Below are 19,748 nucleotides of genomic sequence, written 5' to 3'. Positions count from 1 at the left end.
CGGCGACGCCGCGCAAGGCCGGTGCCGCCTCGATCCGGACGACGCGGCCCTATCGCCCCGGGCTATTGCACGGTTCGGGTTATTTTGAGGCTGCCGCGCGAAGAGCCGCACAGGCGAAGGGCACAAGAGAAAGGGCGGCGGGATCGCTCCCGCCGCCCTTCGTCGTCAATTCAGTCGCTGTCTCAGGCCTGCGGCTGCGGCTCGTAGCCGCCGTCGTTCTCCCGCGGCCGACCGCGGCCGGCGGAGGGGACCGGCGAGCCGCGCGACGGGTTCGTCGGGTAGTCGCCGGCATCGCGCACCGGGGGCTTGCCGTCGAGGAGGCCGCGGATCTCGTCGCCCGACAGGGTCTCGTATTCGAGGAGGCCGCGGGCCAGAGCCTCGAGATCGGCGCGCCGCTCGTCGAGGATGCGGCGGGCATCCTGGAGGCCGGCCTCGACCAGGCGGCGGACCTCGGCGTCGATCTTCTGGGCGGTGGCCTCCGACACGTTCTGCTGCCGGTTGACCTGCATGCCGAGGAAGACCTCGTCGTTGTTCTCGCCGTAGGCGACGGTGCCGAGCTCAGGGCTGAAGCCCCAGCGGGTCACCATCATGCGGGCGAGACGGGTCGCCTGCTCGATGTCCGACTGGGCGCCCGAGGTGACCTTGTCGTGGCCGAAGATCATCTCCTCGGCGACGCGGCCGCCCATCATGATGGCGAGGCGCGAGGTCATCTGCTCGAAGGACATCGACAGCTTGTCGCGCTCCGGCAGCTGCATGACCATGCCGAGCGCCCGGCCGCGGGGGATGATCGTCGCCTTGTGGACGGGATCGGTCGCCGGGACGTTGAAGGCCACGATGGCGTGGCCGCCCTCGTGATAGGCGGTGAGCCGCTTCTCGTCCTCGGTCATGACCAGGGTGCGCCGCTCGGCGCCCATCATGACCTTGTCCTTGGCGTCCTCGAACTCGTGCATCGTGACGATGCGCTTGCCCCGGCGGGCGGCAAGCAGGGCCGCCTCGTTGACGAGGTTCATCAGGTCGGCACCCGAGAAGCCGGGGGTGCCGCGGGCGATCACCTTCAGGTCGACGTCGGGCGAGAGCGGCACCTTGCGGACATGGACGCGCAGGATGCGCTCGCGGCCGATCACGTCCGGGTTCGGGACGATGATCTGGCGATCGAAGCGGCCCGGGCGCAGCAGGGCGGGATCGAGCACGTCGGGGCGGTTGGTCGCCGCGATGATGATGATGCCCTCGTTGGCCTCGAAGCCGTCCATCTCGACGAGGAGCTGGTTGAGGGTCTGCTCGCGCTCGTCGTTGCCGCCCCCTAAGCCCGCGCCGCGGTGACGGCCGACGGCGTCGATCTCGTCGATGAAGATGATGCAGGGGGCGTTCTTCTTCGCCTGCTCGAACATGTCGCGGACGCGGCTGGCGCCGACGCCGACGAACATCTCGACGAAGTCCGAGCCCGAGATGGTGAAGAACGGCACGTTGGCCTCGCCCGCGACCGCCCGGGCGATCAGGGTCTTGCCGGTGCCGGGGGGGCCGACCAGCAGGACGCCGCGCGGGATGCGGCCGCCGAGGCGCTGGAACTTCTGCGGGTCGCGGAGGAACTCGACGATCTCCTGCAGGTCTTCCTTCGCCTCGTCGACCCCCGCCACGTCCTCGAAGGTGACGCGGCCATGGGCCTCGGTCAGCAGCTTCGCCTTGGACTTGCCGAAGCCCATGGCCCGGCCGGCGCCGGACTGCATCTGGCGCGACAGGAAGATCCAGGCCCCGATGAACACCAGGATCGGCAGCCAGTTGACGAGCAGCGCGATGAACCACGGCGTGTTGTCCGACGGCGGACGGGCCGTGATGGTCACGCCCTTGCCCTGGAGCTTCGACACCAGCGAGGGGTCGTTCGGCGCGTAGGTCGTGAAGGTGCCGCCGCTCGTATAGGTCCCGCTCACCTCCTGGCCGGAGATGACCACGCTCTGGATGCGGCCCTGATCGGCGTCATTCAGGAGCTGGCTGTAGGCGATCTCCCCGCCGCCCGAGCGGTGACCCGGGTTCTGGAACAGGGTCACGAGGGCCAGCACCAGCAGGAAGATGACGACCCACAGGGCGAAATTGCGGAAATTGGGGTTCATCGAAGAGTCAATCCCTGAGGAGCGCGGTACCGGGCGGGCGTGCTGGGTGGGGGCACCGGCACTCGGAACGCAATGTAGGCACCCGCCCGGGGCTTGCCAAGTAATCGCCCGCGCCTGCGGCGCCGCGGGCCGTCCCTCGCGTCAGGCCGGGCGGGATCCCGGGAAGCGTCTGGGCGGCGCCGGGCTCATCGTCAGCCGGCCGCCGCCGGCGGCCAGGAGGAGTCCCGCGACGGTGCGCCGGCAGGGCAAGCCGCCGCGCAACGCCGGCAGGATCTCGCCGAGGACGATCCGCTCCAGTCGGTCCAGGCGCGGCGGATAGGCGCGAGGATCACCGTGTCCCGCCTCGCCCTGCGCGGCCGCGACCGCGAGGCCGACGACCCGCAGGGCCAAAGCCTCCGGCAGGGCCGCGAGCCCGGGCCCGTCGAGGGTCAGGGAGCCCTCCCCGCCCGGCGAAAGACAGCGGAGGTCGCGCAGGGCCGAGGCGGCGGCCTGCGCCAGGGCGTCCTCGTCGCGGCGCAGGCGCCCGGCGAGGCGGGCGAGTCGTCCGGGCGTCAGCCCCTCCTCGGCGAGCAGCGGCATGAGGTGCCGCAGGCGGGCGCGGCCGAAGCGCGGATCGGTGTTGGAGGGGTCGCGCACGAACGGCCAGCCCTGGGCGTCGCAGGTGGCGACGAGGCGGGCCTTCGGCACGCCGAGGAAGGGCCGGCCGAGGGTGAAACCGTCGAGGGCGCGGGCCGGCGCCATGCCGGCGAGGCCGGCGGGACCGGAGCCGGCGCAGAGGCGCATCAGCACGGTCTCGGCCTGGTCGTCGAGGGTGTGGGCGGTGAGGACGAGGTCGGCACCGGTCTCCCGGGCGAGGTCGGCCAACAGGCGGTAGCGCGCCGCCCGGGCCGCCTCCTGGAGGCGCGAAGCGGGCTTGGGGCCGGTCCAGGGGAGGATGCGATGGATGAGCCCGAGCCGGGCGGCGAGGCCGGCGACCCCCTCCGCTTCCCCGGCCGAGGCGGGGCGCAGGCCGTGGTCGACGGTGGCGGCGATCACGGGAATCCCGCGTTCCGCCAGGGCGGCGCAGCCCATCAGCGCCGTCGAATCGGGTCCTCCGGACACCGCCAGTACGGCGCCCCGATAAGTGGCAGCCGGGCCGATCCAGGGCCCGAGGAGAGCCGCGCCCTCGGCGGGACTCAAGGGTTCGTCGACAGGCGGCCCTTCCGGGCGGGTCACGCCGCGCAGCGCGCGCGCCGCTGCTCCCGGTCGACCCCCTGCCTGACCGTCGAGGAGGCCTGCGGGAACTTGCGCTCCAGCTCGGCCAGGGTGGCGCAGGCCTGCTCGCGGGCGCCGAGCGCGTTGAGCGAGGCGCCGAGCTTCAGCATGGCGTCCGGCGCCTTGCGCGAGCGGGCATAGTCGGTCGAGACCTTCAGGAACTGCTCGGCCGCCTCGCGGGTGCGGTTGCGCTGCAGGTAGCTCTCCCCGAGCCAGTAGGTCGCGTCCGGCACCAGGGCATCGCGGGGATGGGACTGGATGAACTGGCGCAGGCTCATCTCGGCCTGCTCGTACTGGCGCTGGAGCACGTAGGCGTAGGCCGCCTCGTAATCCGCCTTCGCGTCGCCGCTGCCGGTGGCCGCGACGCTGGCGGAGGGCCGCGGCGCCGGGGTCGGCGCGGCGGCGGCCGGACGGGAGGGTGGGCGCAGGTCCACCGGCTCGCCGTATTCGGGCGCCGGCTCCTCGATCGCCGCACGGGGCGGCGCCAGGGCGGCGGTGGCGCCCGGGGTCGCCGGGGCGGTCGACCGGGGCGCCTGAGAGGGCGTCGTCGCGCCCAGCGTCTGGGGCGCGCCCGGCGCGTCGGGATTCTGGGACGGGTCGAAGGCGTCGCTGCGCTTGTGAGGCTTGGCCGGCGGCGTCGAGGCCGCGGGCTTCTGCCCGCCCTTCGACTCCTGGAAGCGGAACTCGACGTCCTCCTGGAACTTGCGCAGCTGCTCCTTGAGCTGGCGGTTCTCGTACTGGAGCGATTCGATCTGGCCCGCCATCTGGCGCGACTGGTTCTCCAGCCGGTTGAGGCGCACCACGAACTCGGCGGCGTCCTGGGCCGCGGCCGGGCATGCGGCGGCGAGGGCGAGCCCCGAGACGGCGAGGGGGGCGAGGAGCAGGCGGCGAAGCATGGCGGGGCGCATCACGGCTCGGGTCAGGCGGCGGGTCCGCACTCGGGAGCGGGGGTTAGCAGATGCCGCGGCTCCCGGCAAAAGGAACGGCGGGCGCCGTCCCGTTCACCTCGGTCCGAAAGGGACGGCGTGCGCCGCCCCTTTCGCTCTGCAAGACGGCGGCTCGCGCCGCACGGTTCGCTTCGCGGGACGGCGGCGTACGCCGCCGGGTACTTTCCAGGACGGCGGCGTACGCCGCCCTGGCCTCACGAGCCGGCGCCGCCGTCCAGCACCGTGACGGCGCGGCGGTTCTGCGACCAGCACGAGATGTCGTTGCAGACCGCGACCGGGCGCTCCTTGCCGTAGGAGACGGTACGCATCCGGTTCGAGCCGATGCCCCGGGAGGCGAGATAGTCCCGGACGGCCTGCGAGCGGCGGGCGCCGAGGGCGAAGTTGTACTCGCGGGTGCCGCGCTCGTCGGCATGGCCCTCGATCAGGAAGGTGTAGCGCGGGTAGCGCTGCAGCCACTGGGCCTGCTTGTCGAGGGTGGCGGTGGCGGTAGAACTCAGGTCCGTCGAGTCGGACTCGAAGAACACCCGGTCGCCGACATTGACCACGAAATCCTGGGCGCTGCCCGGCGTCGCGGGCCCGCCGCGGCCGCCATAGCCGCCGGGTCCGCCGGCCCCGTAGGCCGCCGAGGCATCGGCGAGGTCGTTGTTGCTCGCGCAGGCCGCCATCGACAGGGCGAGCCCGAGGGCGGCGGCGATCTTGAGCGCGCGCAGGGGCGCGAGCGACAGCGGCATCGACTGGGAACTCCTCTGGCGACCCCGTGGGGCCGCACCCGGCGAGGTCCGAGCCGTACGAGGAGCCCGGCAACGCCGCTTCACGACACGCAATCGTCCATAGGCCCGACCGGTTAAGCGAAGGTTTTCGTCAAGCTTGACGGAACCTTGCGTCCCGGCGGGACCGCGCGGCACGGAGCCGCCGTCAGGCCGAGCCCCGGCACGCGACGGGGCGAGTCCCAGACACCGTTGAAATACGGCTACGCTGCGGCGCGGGACGCGATCGCCGCGCGCGCCCGGCCCTTGTTGCATTCCCGCAACATCCTGGCCCCGATCCGTTGACGTTTCATTAACCAGGACGTCGGACCGTCGCCGGACCGACGATCGAGATTCGCCCGCGATGCCCGCGACACTGCCCTCGCCCCGAATGCCCCATTCGGGCTCCAAGCCCCCGGTTCGCAAGCCCTGCGTCCTGATCGTCGAGGACAGCTACATGCTGCTCGAGCTGCTGGTGACCCTGTGCGAGCAGCACGGCGTCGAGACGCTGACCGCGTCGAGCGGCGAGGCGGCGCTGACCCTGCTGCGCGAGCACGGCGCGCGGATCGACTGGCTCCTCACCGACATCCGGCTTCCGGGTCTCGTCGACGGTTGGGGCGTGGCCGAAGCCTACCGGCGGATCCAGCCGCTCCGGCCGGTGATCTATTCCTCGACCACGGCGAACCTGAACCACCCGGCGGTGCCCGGGAGCATCTTCGTCACCAAGCCCTTCGTGATCGCCGACATCCTGCGTCTCGCCCGGATGATGGCCAGCGAGATCGAGGCGTCGCGCCAGCTCTGTGCGTGAGACGGCTCACGCGCCGGTCGCGGCCCGGGCGGCTGCGGCGGCCTTGGCGTTGGCGGCCTCCTCGGCGGCGTCCGCCGCGTCGCCGAGATGGAAGTTCTTCGCCCGCGCCTCGCAGCGGGCGCGCAGGGAATCGAGTTCCTCCTCGGTCAGGTGCTCGATGCCGATATAGGCGTTCTGGGCCGCGCTCGCCCGGATCAGCTCGTCGAGCTTGGCCTGGATCGCCGCCCCGTCGCGGTTCTGGGTGTTCTGGATCAGGAACACCATCAGGAACGTCACGATGGTGGTTCCGGTGTTGATGATCAGCTGCCAGGTATCCGAGTAGTGGAACAGCGGGCCGGTCACCGCCCAGACCGCGATCAGGAGCAGGCTCGCCGCGAAGGTACCGGGACGGCCCGCCGCCCGGGCGACCGCGGCGGCGAAATCCGAGAAGGTGCGGACAGGTGTCGTCGCCATCGTGGCTCCCGCGGCGGCCCGGTTTCCCGGAATGGATTCCTGGAAGATTTCCCCAAGGTTTCCAAGGGCTCCGGGCTGATTGAGATCCCGCTTACGAATTCCGATCGTGCGCATCCGGTTCCCCTCTTGACGCGGCCGGCAGGCCGGCGCAGTGACAGGCCGCTCGCGGCGCGCTCTCGCGCTACGGCACTCCCGGACACCCCCGAACTCCATGCCGAGCGACAGTCACAGTCGACCGCCCTTGCCGTCTCCGGCCTGAGGTCCCGCGCGCTTCGCCTGTCGGCGGCTCACCGCGACCGGCCGGGGACGGCCGGCCGACGCCAGCGCCCCAAACAGGTGAGCCATGATCGACACCGTGATCGACGCCCCCGTCGAGCCCGCCGCCCTCGCCGCACGCCTCTCCGAGGAGAGCGCCCCCGACATCGCCGAGGCCCTGAACCGGGAGGCGCCGGAGGTGGCCGCCGCCATCCTGCTCAGCCTGCCGCACGACCGCGCCGTCGAGGTGCTGGACCAGCCCTCGCTCGACTGCGCCCCCGACATCATCGAGATGCTGCCGCGCGACCGCGTCGCCTCGTTCCTGTCGGGCATGTCGGCCGACCGGGTCACCGACGTGTTCAAGGAGATCGAGGAGCCGGGCCGCTCCGACCTGCGCGCCCGCCTCGACGCCGAGACCCGCGGGGCGGTCGACACGCTCATCGCCTATCCGGAGGAGAGCGTCGGCTCGATCATGACGACCGAGTTCGTCGCCGTGCCGACGACCTGGACCGTCGGGCTCACCCTCGACTACATCCGCAAGGTCGAGCGCACCCGCGAGACCGTCTACTCGATCTTCGTGCTCGATCCGCGCACCGGGGCGCTCGCCAAGGCGGTCCCCCTGCGCCGCCTGATCACCGGCAACCCGGAGGACAACATCCTGTCGGTGGCGCCGAACCGCCGCCCGGTGGTGGTCTCGGCCGATGCCAGCCGCGACGAGGCGGCCCGCCTGATCTCGAAATACGACCTGCTCGCCGTGCCGGTGGTCGATGCGAGCAACCACGTCGTCGGCATCGTCACCGTCGACGACGTGATCGACGCGATGATCCAGAAGCAGACCGAGGACGTGCAGCGCTTCGGCGGCATGGAGGCGCTCGACGAGCCCTACATGTCGATCAACTTCCTGACCATGATCCGCAAGCGGGCCGGCTGGCTCTGCGTGCTGTTCCTCTCGGAGATGCTGACCGCCAGCGCGATGCAGGGTTTCGAGGGCGAGCTGGAAAAGGCCCTGGTCCTGACCCTGTTCATCCCGCTCATCATGAGCTCGGGCGGCAATTCGGGCTCGCAGGCGACCTCGCTGCTGATCCGGGCACTGGCGCTCCACCAGGTGCGCCTGTCCGACTGGTGGCGGGTGGCGCTCCGCGAGATCCCGGCCGGCCTGACGCTCGGGGCGATCCTCGGCACGATCGGCGTGGTGCGGATCGTGATCTGGCAGAAACTCGGCTTCTACGATTACGGCGAGCATTGGTTCCTGGTCGCCGCCACGGTCGGCACGGCGCTCGTCGGCATCGTGCTGTTCGGCTCGCTCACCGGCTCGATGCTGCCCTTCATCCTCCAGCGCGTCGGCTTCGACCCCGCCACCGCCTCGGCCCCGTTCGTCGCGACCCTCGTCGACGTGTCGGGTCTGGTGATCTACTTCACGGTGGCGCTGGTGATCCTGAAGGGGACGTTGTTGTAGCACGCCAAAAGCGTCGCTGTGTCGGTCCTGTCCATCCCACCCTCAACCTCATCCCGAGGTCGAGGGTGGGGTCGAGACCATGACGTGCTTTAGCGCTCCTCGATCGTCAGCTTCTGGAACCCCTTCGCCGCCAGCTTCGGCCGCTTGGCGCTCAGGATACGGGAATTCACCCCCGTCCAGCCGATCTCGCCCGAGAGCCGCCCATACTCGATCTTCGGGCAGCGGTTCATCACCACGGTGACGCCCCGCGCCTCGGCCCGGGCCGCCGCCTCGTCGTTGCGCACGCCGAGCTGCATCCAGATCACCCGAGGCAGCGGGTCGAGGGCCAGAGCCTCGTCGACCAGCGGGCCGGCGGCCTCGGAATTGCGAAAAATCTCCACCATGTCGACCGGCTGGGCGAGGTCGGCGAGCCGCGCCACCACCGGCCGGCCCAGGAGCTCGGTCCCGGCGAGGCCCGGATTGACCGGGATCACCTGATACCCGCGCTCCAGCAGGTACTTGGTGACGATCCAGCTCGGCCGGGCCGGGTTGGCGGAGGCGCCGACCAGCGCGATGCTGCGCACCGCCTGCAGGATTTTTCGGAGCGCCTCGTCGTCGTAGCGGTCATGATGGCTCATCGCGCTGCCTTCTTGTCGAGGAAGGCCGCGATGCCATCTTCGGCCGCGCGAGCCAGCATGTTCTCGGTCATCACCCGTCCGGCATGGGCATAGGCCTCCGCCAGCGGCATCTCCAGTTGCTCGTAGAAGGCGCGCTTGCCGACCCGCACCGTATAGGCGCTGCGCGCGGCGATCCCGGCGGCGAGGTCCTGCGCGGCGCTCAGCGCCGTGCCGGCGGGCACCACCCGGTTGACGAGTCCGAGCGCCTTCGCCTCTTCGGCCTCCGCCATCTCGGCGGTGAGCAGCATCGCCATGGCGGCCTTGCGCGACAGGTTGCGCGAGAGCGCCACCATCGGGGTCGAGCAGAACAGGCCGATCTGCACGCCCGGCGTGGCGAAGCGGGCGTCCCCGCCGGCCACCGCGAGGTCGCAGGAGGCCACCAGCTGGCAGCCCGCCGCCGTCGCGATTCCTTCCACGGCGGCGATCACCGGCTGCGGCAGGGCGGGGATCGCCATCATCACCGACGAGCAGAGGTCGAACAGGTCCTTGAAGCGCTCGGCGCCCCGGTCGGATTCCGCCCGGTAGGCGGTCATCTCCTTGAGGTCGTGGCCGGCGCAGAAAGCGGGCCCTTCGGCCGCCAGCACCACGGCGCGTACGCTCCCGTCCCGGGAGAGCCGGGAGAATTCCTCCGACAGGGCGGTGAGCATCGCGTGCGAGAGGGCGTTGCGGGCCCGCGGCCGGTTGAGAATCAGGGTCGCGACGCCGTCGCGGTCGTCGCGCAAGAGCTGGGTGTCGGTCATGGTATCGGACATGGGGGCTCGGAGTCGCGGTCTCGGGTCAGGGCGGAACGGATGGCCTATTGTCCGGTGCCGGGCGCCGTGCTGCAAGATCGTGCATGACACCGACCGGAAACGCCCCACGCATGCCTGCCGCCCCCATGATGGACCGCGACGCGGTCGCGGCCTTCCTCGACGAGGCCTTTCCGCAGATCCATCACGGCGGCCCCGGCCCGGTGGTCGAGAGCGTCGGCCCGATGACGGCCACGATGCGCCTGCCCTATCACGAGCGCCACCTGCGCCCCGGCGGCACGATCTCCGGCCCGGCCATGATGGCGCTCGCCGACGTTGCGCTCTACGTCGCGATCCTGGCCCAGATCGGCCCGGTGGCGCTCGCCGTCACCACCAACCTGTCGTTCAACTTCATGCGCAAGCCCGCGCAAGCCGATCTCCTGGCCGAAGCGCGCCTGCTCAAGCTCGGGCGCTCGCTCGCCGTCGGCGAGGTGCTGATCCGGAGCCGGGGCAAAAAAAACGATCAGGGCCTCGACGACCTCGTCTGCCACGCTACCGGCACCTACGCGATCCCGCCGAAATAGCGGTATCATGATACCGCTACGCGGAAGCCGCTCGAAAAGCTCGCTTTTTTGCCGTTTCGGGTTTTCCGGTCCGCTTGACGTCGGCGGGAACCTCCGTTACTGAGCCGGCATCGCCGCTGCGCGCTCATCACTGACCGCAGCGGCGTCCTGTTTTTTTCGTCAAGACTTCCGGGACTTATCCGCGATGAAGACTTTTTCGCTGAAGCCCGCCGACGTCGACAAGAAGTGGGTGGTCATCGACGCGGAGGGCCTGGTGGTCGGCCGCCTGGCGTCGATCATCGCGATGCGTCTGCGGGGCAAGCACAAGCCCCAGTACACGCCCCACGTCGATTGCGGCGATAACGTCATCGTCATCAATGCCGAGAAGGTGAAGTTCACCGGCCGCAAGTATAACCAGAAGGTGTACTACCACCACACTGGTTACGCCGGCGGCATCAAGGAGCGCTCGGCCAAGTTCATCCTCGAAGGCCGCTTCCCCGAGCGTATCGTCGAGAAGGCCGTGGAGCGCATGCTGCCGCGCGGCCCGCTGTTCCGGCAGATCCTGGGCAACCTCCGGGTCTACAAGGGCAACGAGCATCCCCACACCGCCCAGCAGCCGGAGACGCTCGACGTCGCCGCTCTCAACCGCAAGAACGTGAGCGCGTAAGATGGCGACCCTTCAGTCTCTCGCCGACCTCGGCCAGGCCAGCAAGGCCCAGAACTCCTCGCAGGGCGAGAACGAGGCCCCGGTCCACGTCCAGAAGCTGGACTCCCTCGGCCGCGCCTACGCCACCGGCAAGCGCAAGGACGCGATCGCCCGCGTCTGGATCAAGCCCGGCGCCGGCAAGATCACGGTGAACGACCGTCCGGTCGACACCTACTTCGCCCGCCCGGTGCTGCGGATGATCCTGCAGCAGCCGCTCCAGATCGTCGACCGCGTCGACCAGTACGACATCGTCGTCACGGTCGCTGGCGGCGGCCTCTCCGGCCAGGCCGGTGCGGTGCGTCACGGCCTGTCCAAGGCCCTGACCTATTTCGAGCCCGAGCTGCGCTCCCCGCTGAAGCGCGAGGGCTTCCTGACCCGCGACCCGCGCGTGGTCGAGCGCAAGAAGTACGGCCGCAAGAAGGCTCGCCGCAGCTTCCAGTTCTCGAAGCGCTAAGGCGACCTTTCCGGTCACGGAAAAAAAGGAGGGCGGGCCCGCGAGGGCCCGCCCTTTTTGCGGTTACAGGATACCTGTTCAGGCGCCCAGCGCCCGCTCCAGCTCGCCCTTCGACATGGTGGAGCGGCCCGGAATGTTCTTCGCCCGGGCCTTCTGCATCAGCTCGGCCTTGGTCGGGCCGCCGTCCCGGCCGCCGGTCTTGTGCGAGGCCTTGCGCGCGGCGGCCGCCTTCTTCGCCACGTCCTTCGGCTGCTTCGAATGCTGCCGGCCCTTGGCGCTGTCGGCCCGCTTCTTGGCCGTCGAGCGCTTGTACTCGTCGTCGGACAGCTCCTCGCGGGCCTTCTTCGGCAGGTAGCGCTCGCCGGTCTTGCCGCTCTCCTTGCCCGACTTGGTGCCCCACTCCTCGTCGGTCCATTGCTTGAGGTGGTTGTCGGACGACTTCTTGCCCTCGTAGCCGCCGCCCTCCTCCTTGTATTCCTGCACTGCCATCTGCGCCTTGCGGGCCGACCATTGGCCGGGCTTGCCGCCCTTCGCGGAGCGGGTGACGTCCTTCTTCACCTTCTCCCACAGCTTCGGGTCGGTCTTCTTGGCGGTACCGGCCATGATGGGCTCCTGATGTCGTCTGCTCTGATCTGGCAGCACAACCGGGCGGCGAGGGCCGGGTTCCTCTGGGGCGGGTTCTCCGGCTGTGGACAGGCCTGCGACATGAGACCGTCGCGAATCACGCCGCACAGTTCCTCCCCTCACGGACCGTCATTGCCGATTGACTCGACGGCCCCCCGTCCCCCATCACGACGCGCGTCGTTCGGCATCGGCCGGTCCGCGCCACGGAGACTTCGCCCATGACCCGCACGCACAGCCCGAGCGTCTTCATCGACGGCGAGGCCGGCACGACCGGTCTCGGCATCCGCGAGCGCCTGGACGCCTTCGACGACATCACGGTCCGGTCGATCCCGCACGAGAGCCGCAAGGACCCGGAGGCGAAGCGCACGCTCCTGTCCGAGGTCGATCTCGTCATCCTCTGCCTGCCCGACGACGCCTCGCGCGAGACGGCGGCGCTCGCCGATTCCCTGCCCGGCGGCGGCCCGCGGCTGCTCGATGCCAGCACCGCCTACCGGGTCGATCCGGCCTGGACCTACGGCTTCGCCGAACTGGCGCCCGAGCAGGAATCCGCCATCAGGGCGTCGCGCCGCGTCTCCAACCCGGGCTGCTACCCGACCGGCGCCATCGCGCTGCTGCGCCCCCTGGTCGATGCCGGGCTGATCCCCGCCGACCACCCCATCAGCATCAACGCGGTCTCGGGCTATAGCGGCGGCGGCCGCAAGATGATCGAGGCGTTCGAGGCCGGCGAGGCCCCGGCCTTCCAGCTCTACGGCCTGGGTTTTAGCCACAAGCACCTGCCCGAGACGCAGAAATATGCCGGCCTGACCCGTCGCCCGATCTTCGTGCCGTCGGTGGGCAACTTCCGGCAGGGCATGCTGGTGTCGATCCCGCTGCATCTCGACCTGCTGCCCGGCCGACCGAGCGTCGCCGATCTCGAAGCCGCGCTGGCTGCCCGCTACGCCGGCGCCACGCTGGTCAAGGTCGTGACTGCGGCTGAGGACGGCGCCGACCGCGAGCGCATCGAGCCCGAGGCGCTGAACGACACCGACACGCTCGAGCTCCGGGTGTTCGGCTCCGACACCCACCGCCAGGCGGTGCTCGTCGCGCGCCTCGACAATCTCGGCAAGGGCGCCTCGGGCGCCGCGGTGCAGAACCTGCGCCTGATGCTCGATCTGGACTGAGGGGCGGGTCGTCCGAGAGGAGGAAACTCCTCCGGCAATCGAAGAGCCTGTTCGATGAACCCGACAGCACCGACATCCTCGATGTCATCCCGGGTTCCGCTCTCGCGGCCCCGGGATGACGATGGAGAGGTGGAGTTCGGTCTACCCGATCGAACAGGCCCGAGCCTATCCCCGCGACGGGATCTCCAACCCGCGCTGCACCGCCGGGCGAGCGAGCCCCCGGTCCAACCAGGCCGGAACGGCCTCGAGCGCGTCGTAACCCACCATTTCCCGCGCTTCGTAGAAGCCGATCAGGTTGCGCACCCAGCCGAGCATCGCGATGTCGGCGATGGTGTAGTCGGCGCCCATGATCCAGTCGCGCCCGGAAAGCCGTGTCTCCAGCACTCCGAGCAGCCGCTTCGACTCGTCGCGATAGCGGTTGAGCGGCCGCTTGTCCTCGATCTCGCGGCCGGCGAATTTATGAAAATAGCCGAGCTGGCCGAACATCGGCCCGAGTGCCGCCATCTGGAAGAAGAGCCACTGCGCCGTCTCGTAGCGCCCGGCCGGATCGGCCGGGATCAGCCGCCCGGTCTTCTCCGCCAGATAGAGCAGGATCGCGCCCGATTCGAACAACGCGAGCGGCTTGGCCCCCGGCCCGTCCGGATCGATGATCGCCGGGATCTTGCCGTTCGGGTTGAGTGACAGGAACTCGGGTTTCCAGGTCTCGTTCTTGCCGATATCGACGGCGTGCGGCTCGTAAGGGAGCCCCAGCTCCTCCAGCGCGATCGAGACCTTCACGCCGTTCGGCGTCGGCCAGGAATAGAGCTGGATCCGGTCCGGATGCCGGGCCGGCCAGCGAGCGGTGATCGGGAAGGTGGAGAGGTCGGGCATCGCCAGGAAACTCCCTTGAGAGGGTCGCGACGATACCCGACCGTGCCGACCCGCGTCAGTCCTTGGCCGCGAAGTGCTTGGCCGCGAAGTGCTTGGCCAAGAGCGGCAGGTGGTCGGCACCGTGCCCGGCCTCGACCAGCCCGTCGAGATCGGCCAGCACCCCCTCGGCGACCGCGCGCTCGGCGCCCAGACCCTCGGCCATCGCCACGTAGTAGCTCAGGTCTTTGCGGGCATTGGCGATCGAGAACCGCATCGGCGAGGAATCGCCGGCGAGCAGGAAGGGCGACAGCCGGTCGAGCGCCGCGCCGTGGCCGCCGCCCTTGCGCAAAACCTCGACCAGCACCTCGGGCGCGATACCGGCCCGGCCGGCGCAGGACGCCGCCTCGGCGATCAGCGCGACGGAGCCGAGCGAGACGTAATTGTGCAGGAGCTTGAGGGTGTGGCCCGCCCCGGCCTCGGACCCGGCATGGAAGATGTTCTCGGCGAAGGCCGAGAGCAGCGGCTGCATCGCCGAGAACAGCTCCGGCTCGGCCCCGACCAGGAGGTTGAGACGCCCCTCCGCCGCCTCCTTCGGGGTGCGGGTCATCGGCGCGTCGAGGAAGCGCCCGCCGGCGTGGCGCACCGCCGCCGCGACCCGCGCCGTCGAGGCCGGGACCGCGGTCGAGCAATCGATCACCACCGTGCCGGGCCGCAGGGAGGCGAGGAGCCCATTGTCACCGAGCAAGACGTCCTCGACCTGCGGCGTACCGGTGACGCACAGGATCACCACCTCGCTCGCCCGCGCCAGCGACGCCCGGTCGGCGTGGCGCGTCGCACCCAAGGCGTCGAGGTCGTCCGTCGGCTGGTTGCCCGGATGGTCGAGATAGCCCAGCGGCCAGCCCTTCCGGGCGACGTTGAGGGCGATGCCATGCCCCATCAGCCCGACGCCGACGATGCCCACGCTCTGCTTGCTCATATGATGAAGTCTCCTCGACAATGAGTTCAGGCGAGCGCCCGGCGCACCGCATCCGCCACCGCGGTGCAGGTGGCGGTGCCGCCGAGATCGCGCGGCACCGCCCGCCCCTCGCGCAACACGGTGCCGAGAGCCGCCTCGATCCGGTCCGCCGCGACGGCCAAAGCCGCATCGTTCCTCCGGTCGGCGAGCCAGCGCAGCAGCATCACCCCCGACAGGATGGTGGCGACCGGGCTCGCGACGTTCTGCCCGGCGATGTCCGGCGCCGAGCCGTGGGCGCCCTGGAACAGGGCGTGGCCGTCGCCGATCTCGCCCGAAGGCGAGATGCCCATCCCGCCGACGGTGGCGGCGCCGAGATCCGAGATGATGTCGCCGAACATGTTCTCGGCCACGATCACGTCGTAGAAATCCGGCCGCTTGAGCATGTGCACGGTGATCGCGTCGGCATAGGCGTAATCGATCCCGATGCCGGGATACTCGGATTTCACCTCGTCGCAGATTCGGCGGAAGAAGGCGTAGGACCGCAGGATGTTGGCCTTGTCGCAGACCGTCACCCGGCTTTGCCCGTCCCGCGGCGCGCCGGAGCGCTTGGCTGCCAGATCGAAGGCGAAGCGCGCCACCCGCTCGGTCCCCTTGCGGGTCACGACGAGGCTGTCCGAGGCGATCTCGTCGCGCAGGACCACCCCGGCGCCGCGGCTGGCATAGAGCCCCTCGGTGTTCTCACGCACGATGACGTAGTCGATGCCGCCGCCCTCGAAGGCGCGCAACGGCGAGAGCACGCCGGGCAGGAGCTTGATCGGCCGGACATTGGCATAGAGGTCGAGGCGGAAGCGCAGGCGTAAGTGCAGGTCGTTGCCGACTTCCGTCCCGTCCGGATAGACCACCCCCGGCAGGCCGGCGGCCCCATGCAGGATCGCGTCGGCGTCGCGGCAGCCCGCGAAGGTGTCGTCCGGCAAAACCTCGCCGCTCTTCACGTAGTGGCCAGCGCCGCCCTCCAGCATCTCGAAGGCGAGGGTGCCTGCGCCGCAGGCCTCATTCAGCACCGCCATCGCCGCCTGCGTCACCTCGGGCCCGATGCCGTCGCCCTCGATGGTGGCGATGCGATATTGCGCCATTTCTCCGCCCCTCCCTTGAGATCCGCGGCCCGCGCGGAACCTTTGCCAGGGCGCCTAGCACGGCGCCGCGGGCCGCGACATCCGGTCCGACGCATGCGAGGGATCCACGGCACGGGATCCGACAAGGCAAGAGATCCGATGAGAGAGGAGCCGCCGATGACGGGAGAGCCGTTCACCTACCGCGTTCCGGATGCCGCCCTCGCCGACCTGCGCGAGCGCCTCGCCCGCACCCGCCTGCCCGACCAGGCCCCCGAGGCGCCCTGGACCTACGGCACCGACGTCACCTACCTCGCCGACCTCGTCGCGTATTGGCGCGACCGGTTCGACTGGCGCACGCAAGAAGCCGCTCTCAACGCCTTCCCCCAGACCATCGCGCGCATCGGTGAGATCGACATCCACTGCCTGCACGTACCGGGCCGCGGGCCGAATCCTCGCCCGCTCCTCCTCTGCCACGGCTGGCCCGGCTCGGTGTTCGAGTTCCTCGATCTCATCCCGCGCCTGACCGATCCGGTCCGCTTCGGCGGCAGGCCGGAGGATGCCTTCACGGTCGTGGCCCCGTCGCTCCCCGGCTACGGCCTGTCCTTCCGCCCCGGCCAACCGCGCCTCGGCGTCGAGGAGATCGCCGACCACTTTTCGGAATTGATGACGCGCCTCGGCTACGACCGCTTCATGGCGCAGGGCGGCGACTGGGGTGCCTTCATCACCACGCGGCTCGCCTGGCGCCATCCGGACCGGGTCGAGGGCCTGCACCTCAACATGCTGCCGGTGCGCCGCGACCTGTCGGGCCGCGATGCCACCCCGGAGGAAGCCGCGCATTACCGGCGCGTCGCGGCCTGGCTGAAGGAGGAGACGGGCTATCAGTCGATCCAGGGCACCAAGCCCCAGACCCTGGCCTTCGCGCTGACGGATTCCCCGGCCGGCCTCGCCGCCTGGATCGTAGAGAAATTCCGGTCCTGGTCGGATTGCAGCGGCACGATCGAGAGCGCGATTCCCCGCGACCGGATGCTCGCCAACATCTCGTTCTATTGGTTCACCGGCGCGATCGGCTCGTCGTTCCATCCCTACTATTCCCGGATGCACCGGCCCTGGCCGGTGCCGGACGGCGAGAAGGTGCAGGTGCCGACCGCCTACGCGGCCTTTCCGAAGGAGATGGTCCGCCCGCCCCGCTCGCTGGCGGAACGGACGATGTTCGCGGATCTCCGACGCTGGACCGAGATGCCCCGCGGCGGCCACTTCGCCGCCCTCGAGCAGCCGGACCTCCTCGCCGAGGACGTCCGGGCCTTCGCGACCTCGCTGCCACGCGAGGAGCGTGCCGCCCGGGCTTGAACGCGGAGCGTGCAGACCCAGCCCGTGGACACACCGACCGCAGGGGCTGGGCAGGCCCCCTGCCCTCCCCTTGTCGCCGCGGCCGCAATCCTCGGATAGGGCTGTGTTGACAGGCGAGCCGGCTACCCTTAGACAGCCGCTCACCGACGGGGCGCCGACGAACTGGCCGCCGCGAAGGACTTCCCCAGAGACGGTGAAGCAAGGGCCAGGGAAACCCGGCTCGGCTTTCTGTTCTCCGGGGTACAAGGTCTGGCTCCCGGCCCGGCCCGCTCTTTGACAAGTTCATACGAGAAAGAGAAGCGTGGACGGCGTCGTCCCTGCGGGTCGGTTCCTTCGGAACCGGTCGTGAGTAGGATGATGCTGATCTGACGTTTCGGTGCTCACACGATTGGTGGAAACGCCGGTCGGTCGTGAGCCTCCGTTACTATTGTGATCAGCTTTGATCAGCTCTTCAACTTGAGAGTTTGATCCTGGCTCAGAGCGAACGCTGGCGGCAGGCTTAACACATGCAAGTCGAGCGGGCCCTTCGGGGTCAGCGGCAGACGGGTGAGTAACGCGTGGGAACGTGCCCTTCGGTTCGGAATAACTCAGGGAAACTTGAGCTAATACCGGATACGCCCTTTTGGGGAAAGGTTTACTGCCGAAGGATCGGCCCGCGTCTGATTAGCTAGTTGGTGAGGTTATGGCTCACCAAGGCGACGATCAGTAGCTGGTCTGAGAGGATGATCAGCCACACTGGGACTGAGACACGGCCCAGACTCCTACGGGAGGCAGCAGTGGGGAATATTGGACAATGGGGGCAACCCTGATCCAGCCATGCCGCGTGAGTGATGACGGCCTTAGGGTTGTAAAGCTCTTTTCTCCGGGACGATAATGACGGTACCGGAGGAATAAGCCCCGGCTAACTTCGTGCCAGCAGCCGCGGTAATACGAAGGGGGCTAGCGTTGCTCGGAATCACTGGGCGTAAAGGGCGCGTAGGCGGCTGATTTAGTCGAGGGTGAAAGCCCGTGGCTCAACCACGGAATGGCCTTCGATACTGGTTGGCTTGAGACCGGAAGAGGACAGCGGAACTGCGAGTGTAGAGGTGAAATTCGTAGATATTCGCAAGAACACCAGTGGCGAAGGCGGCTGTCTGGTCCGGTTCTGACGCTGAGGCGCGAAAGCGTGGGGAGCAAACAGGATTAGATACCCTGGTAGTCCACGCTGTAAACGATGAATGCTAGCCGTTGGTCTGCATGCAGGTCAGTGGCGCCGCTAACGCATTAAGCATTCCGCCTGGGGAGTACGGTCGCAAGATTAAAACTCAAAGGAATTGACGGGGGCCCGCACAAGCGGTGGAGCATGTGGTTTAATTCGACGCAACGCGCAGAACCTTACCATCCCTTGACATGGCATGTTAGGCGGAGAGATCCGTTGTCCTCTTCGGAGGCGTGCACACAGGTGCTGCATGGCTGTCGTCAGCTCGTGTCGTGAGATGTTGGGTTAAGTCCCGCAACGAGCGCAACCCACGTCCCTAGTTGCCATCATTTGGTTGGGCACTCTGGGGAGACTGCCGGTGATAAGCCGCGAGGAAGGTGTGGATGACGTCAAGTCCTCATGGCCCTTACGGGATGGGCTACACACGTGCTACAATGGCGGTGACAATGGGCAGCGAAGGGGCGACCTGGAGCGAATCCCCAAAAGCCGTCTCAGTTCGGATTGCACTCTGCAACTCGGGTGCATGAAGGCGGAATCGCTAGTAATCGTGGATCAGCACGCCACGGTGAATACGTTCCCGGGCCTTGTACACACCGCCCGTCACACCATGGGAGTTGGTCTTACCCGACGGCGCTGCGCCAACCGCAAGGGGGCAGGCGACCACGGTAGGGTCAGCGACTGGGGTGAAGTCGTAACAAGGTAGCCGTAGGGGAACCTGCGGCTGGATCACCTCCTTTCTAAGGATGCTGTCTGATGTGAGTTCGCTCACTCTCACGGCGTCGTTGGATCAAGGGTCCAGTCAGGACCCAATTGGCGGGACGCGCCGTCTTCGTTTCTCTTTCTCATCATCCGGACACGCTGGGCGGTACGCCAAGCGACGGGCCTGTAGCTCAGGTGGTTAGAGCGCACCCCTGATAAGGGTGAGGTCGGACGTTCGAGTCGTCCCAGGCCCACCAGGATCAGGTGACGATGCCCTGCCAGTGAGCGGCGTCCCACGGGGCTGTAGCTCAGTTGGGAGAGCGCGTGCTTTGCAAGCATGAGGTCGTCGGTTCGATCCCGTCCAGCTCCACCACCCTCCCCTGCCAATCGGCAGTGAGGTCGAGGGTCGTCCGGATCAAAGAGCTTCGCAACCATCGACGCAATCGCGGGTGGCTGCGGATATCTGACATCGTGAAGAGGGAATGTGCCCGGGCCGTTGCGAAAGCGGTCGGCCGGGGTGCGTTCGGCAAGCATAAGGCAGCGGTTTCGAAAGAACCTGCTGCCGGTCTTTATCGTGACCGTGGATGGTGGTGTGCCAAGCCTGCAAAGGCTTTCGCTCACCGCCGGACACCGATCATGAGAGCGATCAAGTGCCTTAAGAGCATCTGGTGGA

Annotated in this window: 18 protein-coding genes, 2 tRNA genes and 2 rRNA genes (1 of these 22 only partly in view); 11 read left to right on the top strand and 11 right to left on the bottom strand. The window is 68.9% G+C overall.

Going from position 1 to position 19,748, the window contains the following annotated elements:
- Nucleotides 1-182 precede the first annotated feature (182 nt).
- The 4 genes from ftsH to pal form a co-directional block, all read right to left on the bottom strand.
- Nucleotides 183-2,105, bottom strand: a complete 1,923-nt coding sequence (gene ftsH, locus AC3AOF_RS30850) for an ATP-dependent zinc metalloprotease FtsH (protein ID WP_236992992.1) — start codon at nucleotides 2,103-2,105, stop codon at nucleotides 183-185.
- 141 nt (nucleotides 2,106-2,246) lie between these two features.
- A complete protein-coding gene (gene tilS, locus AC3AOF_RS30845) occupies nucleotides 2,247-3,320 on the bottom strand; it encodes a tRNA lysidine(34) synthetase TilS (RefSeq protein WP_488349357.1) in 1,074 nt (357 codons plus the stop codon).
- A complete protein-coding gene (gene ybgF, locus AC3AOF_RS30840; protein ID WP_236993514.1) occupies nucleotides 3,317-4,255 on the bottom strand; it encodes a tol-pal system protein YbgF in 939 nt (312 codons plus the stop codon). Before ybgF ends, tilS begins: the two co-directional genes overlap by 4 nt.
- 245 nt (nucleotides 4,256-4,500) lie before the next feature.
- The gene (gene pal, locus AC3AOF_RS30835) at nucleotides 4,501-5,037 is read right to left on the bottom strand and encodes a peptidoglycan-associated lipoprotein Pal (RefSeq protein WP_236992994.1); all 537 of its coding nucleotides are present in this window, start codon (nucleotides 5,035-5,037) and stop codon (nucleotides 4,501-4,503) included.
- A gap of 406 nt (nucleotides 5,038-5,443) precedes the next feature.
- Between pal and AC3AOF_RS30830 the strand changes: the two genes are divergently transcribed.
- Nucleotides 5,444-5,860: a response regulator gene (locus AC3AOF_RS30830; RefSeq protein WP_236993515.1), complete on the top strand. Its 417-nt coding sequence runs from the start codon at nucleotides 5,444-5,446 to the stop codon at nucleotides 5,858-5,860.
- A 6-nt stretch (nucleotides 5,861-5,866) separates the two neighbouring features.
- Here the strand turns inward: AC3AOF_RS30830 and AC3AOF_RS30825 are convergent, their stop codons facing one another.
- Nucleotides 5,867-6,313: a low affinity iron permease family protein gene (locus AC3AOF_RS30825; RefSeq protein ID WP_236992995.1), complete on the bottom strand. Its 447-nt coding sequence runs from the start codon at nucleotides 6,311-6,313 to the stop codon at nucleotides 5,867-5,869.
- Between the two features lie 343 nt (nucleotides 6,314-6,656).
- Between AC3AOF_RS30825 and mgtE the strand changes: the two genes are divergently transcribed.
- Entirely contained in the window at nucleotides 6,657-8,024 is a 1,368-nt protein-coding gene (mgtE, locus tag AC3AOF_RS30820; protein ID WP_236992996.1) for a magnesium transporter, read from the top strand.
- Between the two features lie 89 nt (nucleotides 8,025-8,113).
- On the opposite strand, the gene AC3AOF_RS30815 is transcribed toward mgtE, so the two are convergent.
- Nucleotides 8,114-8,641, bottom strand: coding sequence for a CoA-binding protein (locus AC3AOF_RS30815; protein WP_236992997.1), 528 nt, complete (start codon nucleotides 8,639-8,641; stop codon nucleotides 8,114-8,116).
- Nucleotides 8,638-9,432 (bottom strand): enoyl-CoA hydratase, encoded by a 795-nt coding sequence (locus AC3AOF_RS30810; protein ID WP_488349356.1) that lies wholly within the window; start codon nucleotides 9,430-9,432, stop codon nucleotides 8,638-8,640. The genes AC3AOF_RS30815 and AC3AOF_RS30810 overlap by 4 nt, the downstream gene beginning before the upstream one ends.
- Before the next feature lie 110 nt (nucleotides 9,433-9,542).
- On the opposite strand from AC3AOF_RS30810, the gene AC3AOF_RS30805 reads away from it, so the two are divergent.
- The 3 genes from AC3AOF_RS30805 to rpsI all read left to right on the top strand — a co-directional run bounded on the left by AC3AOF_RS30805 (nucleotide 9,543) and on the right by rpsI (nucleotide 11,131).
- A complete protein-coding gene (locus AC3AOF_RS30805) occupies nucleotides 9,543-9,992 on the top strand; it encodes a PaaI family thioesterase (protein ID WP_236992999.1) in 450 nt (149 codons plus the stop codon).
- A gap of 184 nt (nucleotides 9,993-10,176) precedes the next feature.
- Nucleotides 10,177-10,638: a 50S ribosomal protein L13 gene (gene rplM / locus AC3AOF_RS30800; RefSeq protein WP_048426999.1), complete on the top strand. Its 462-nt coding sequence runs from the start codon at nucleotides 10,177-10,179 to the stop codon at nucleotides 10,636-10,638.
- A 1-nt stretch (nucleotide 10,639) separates the two neighbouring features.
- Nucleotides 10,640-11,131 carry a 30S ribosomal protein S9 gene (gene rpsI / locus AC3AOF_RS30795; RefSeq protein ID WP_093570597.1) on the top strand — a complete coding sequence of 164 codons (492 nt, stop codon included), beginning with the start codon at nucleotides 10,640-10,642 and terminating at the stop codon, nucleotides 11,129-11,131.
- A 78-nt stretch (nucleotides 11,132-11,209) separates the two neighbouring features.
- Here rpsI and AC3AOF_RS30790 read toward each other — a convergent pair whose 3' ends face one another.
- Nucleotides 11,210-11,734, bottom strand: coding sequence for a DUF5872 domain-containing protein (locus AC3AOF_RS30790; RefSeq protein WP_236993000.1), 525 nt, complete (start codon nucleotides 11,732-11,734; stop codon nucleotides 11,210-11,212).
- A 239-nt stretch (nucleotides 11,735-11,973) separates the two neighbouring features.
- Here AC3AOF_RS30790 and argC point away from each other — a divergent pair, with 239 nt between their 5' ends.
- A complete protein-coding gene (argC, locus tag AC3AOF_RS30785; RefSeq protein WP_488349355.1) occupies nucleotides 11,974-12,915 on the top strand; it encodes an N-acetyl-gamma-glutamyl-phosphate reductase in 942 nt (313 codons plus the stop codon).
- Between the two features lie 165 nt (nucleotides 12,916-13,080).
- On the opposite strand, the gene AC3AOF_RS30780 is transcribed toward argC, so the two are convergent.
- The 3 genes from AC3AOF_RS30780 to AC3AOF_RS30770 are packed head-to-tail and all read right to left on the bottom strand — an operon-like array spanning nucleotide 13,081 to nucleotide 15,852.
- Nucleotides 13,081-13,785, bottom strand: coding sequence for a glutathione S-transferase family protein (locus AC3AOF_RS30780; RefSeq protein ID WP_236993002.1), 705 nt, complete (start codon nucleotides 13,783-13,785; stop codon nucleotides 13,081-13,083).
- A 55-nt stretch (nucleotides 13,786-13,840) separates the two neighbouring features.
- A complete protein-coding gene (locus tag AC3AOF_RS30775) occupies nucleotides 13,841-14,761 on the bottom strand; it encodes an NAD(P)-dependent oxidoreductase (protein WP_488349354.1) in 921 nt (306 codons plus the stop codon).
- Between the two features lie 5 nt (nucleotides 14,762-14,766).
- Nucleotides 14,767-15,852: an isocitrate/isopropylmalate dehydrogenase family protein gene (locus AC3AOF_RS30770; protein ID WP_236993004.1), complete on the bottom strand. Its 1,086-nt coding sequence runs from the start codon at nucleotides 15,850-15,852 to the stop codon at nucleotides 14,767-14,769.
- Nucleotides 15,853-16,008: 156 nt separating this feature from the next.
- Here AC3AOF_RS30770 and AC3AOF_RS30765 point away from each other — a divergent pair, with 156 nt between their 5' ends.
- From AC3AOF_RS30765 to AC3AOF_RS30745, 5 genes are all read left to right on the top strand, one after another.
- Nucleotides 16,009-17,178, top strand: a complete 1,170-nt coding sequence (locus AC3AOF_RS30765; RefSeq protein WP_488349353.1) for an epoxide hydrolase family protein — start codon at nucleotides 16,009-16,011, stop codon at nucleotides 17,176-17,178.
- 452 nt (nucleotides 17,179-17,630) lie between these two features.
- Nucleotides 17,631-19,113, top strand: a 16S ribosomal RNA gene (locus AC3AOF_RS30760).
- A 142-nt stretch (nucleotides 19,114-19,255) separates the two neighbouring features.
- Nucleotides 19,256-19,332: transfer RNA gene (locus AC3AOF_RS30755), tRNA-Ile, on the top strand.
- A gap of 40 nt (nucleotides 19,333-19,372) precedes the next feature.
- A tRNA-Ala gene (locus tag AC3AOF_RS30750) sits at nucleotides 19,373-19,448 on the top strand.
- A gap of 271 nt (nucleotides 19,449-19,719) precedes the next feature.
- Nucleotides 19,720-19,748, top strand: a 23S ribosomal RNA gene (locus tag AC3AOF_RS30745) (it continues 2,774 nt past the right edge of the window).
- The 16S and 23S rRNA genes sit together here with 2 tRNA genes alongside, the layout of an rRNA operon.

It is taken from the genome of Methylobacterium sp. 142-1Y (assembly GCF_057747795.1).
This window is presented reverse-complemented; position numbering and strand designations above follow the sequence as displayed.

Bases quoted from the DNA above. Each gene is read 5' to 3' on its own strand.
- AC3AOF_RS30780 (WP_236993002.1), bottom strand. From the start codon at position 13,785: ATGCCCGACCTCTCCACCTTCCCGATCACCGCTCGCTGGCCGGCCCGG.
- AC3AOF_RS30825 (WP_236992995.1), bottom strand. From the start codon at position 6,313: ATGGCGACGACACCTGTCCGCACCTTCTCGGATTTCGCCGCCGCGGTC.
- rplM (WP_048426999.1), top strand. From the start codon at position 10,177: ATGAAGACTTTTTCGCTGAAGCCCGCCGACGTCGACAAGAAGTGGGTG.
- pal (WP_236992994.1), bottom strand. From the start codon at position 5,037: ATGCCGCTGTCGCTCGCGCCCCTGCGCGCGCTCAAGATCGCCGCCGCC.
- AC3AOF_RS30790 (WP_236993000.1), bottom strand. From the start codon at position 11,734: ATGGCCGGTACCGCCAAGAAGACCGACCCGAAGCTGTGGGAGAAGGTG.
- mgtE (WP_236992996.1), top strand. From the start codon at position 6,657: ATGATCGACACCGTGATCGACGCCCCCGTCGAGCCCGCCGCCCTCGCC.
- AC3AOF_RS30765 (WP_488349353.1), top strand. From the start codon at position 16,009: ATGACGGGAGAGCCGTTCACCTACCGCGTTCCGGATGCCGCCCTCGCC.
- rpsI (WP_093570597.1), top strand. From the start codon at position 10,640: ATGGCGACCCTTCAGTCTCTCGCCGACCTCGGCCAGGCCAGCAAGGCC.
- AC3AOF_RS30815 (WP_236992997.1), bottom strand. From the start codon at position 8,641: ATGAGCCATCATGACCGCTACGACGACGAGGCGCTCCGAAAAATCCTG.
- ybgF (WP_236993514.1), bottom strand. From the start codon at position 4,255: ATGCTTCGCCGCCTGCTCCTCGCCCCCCTCGCCGTCTCGGGGCTCGCC.
- argC (WP_488349355.1), top strand. From the start codon at position 11,974: ATGACCCGCACGCACAGCCCGAGCGTCTTCATCGACGGCGAGGCCGGC.
- AC3AOF_RS30810 (WP_488349356.1), bottom strand. From the start codon at position 9,432: ATGTCCGATACCATGACCGACACCCAGCTCTTGCGCGACGACCGCGAC.
- AC3AOF_RS30830 (WP_236993515.1), top strand. From the start codon at position 5,444: ATGCCCCATTCGGGCTCCAAGCCCCCGGTTCGCAAGCCCTGCGTCCTG.
- AC3AOF_RS30805 (WP_236992999.1), top strand. From the start codon at position 9,543: ATGCCTGCCGCCCCCATGATGGACCGCGACGCGGTCGCGGCCTTCCTC.
- ftsH (WP_236992992.1), bottom strand. From the start codon at position 2,105: ATGAACCCCAATTTCCGCAATTTCGCCCTGTGGGTCGTCATCTTCCTG.
- AC3AOF_RS30770 (WP_236993004.1), bottom strand. From the start codon at position 15,852: ATGGCGCAATATCGCATCGCCACCATCGAGGGCGACGGCATCGGGCCC.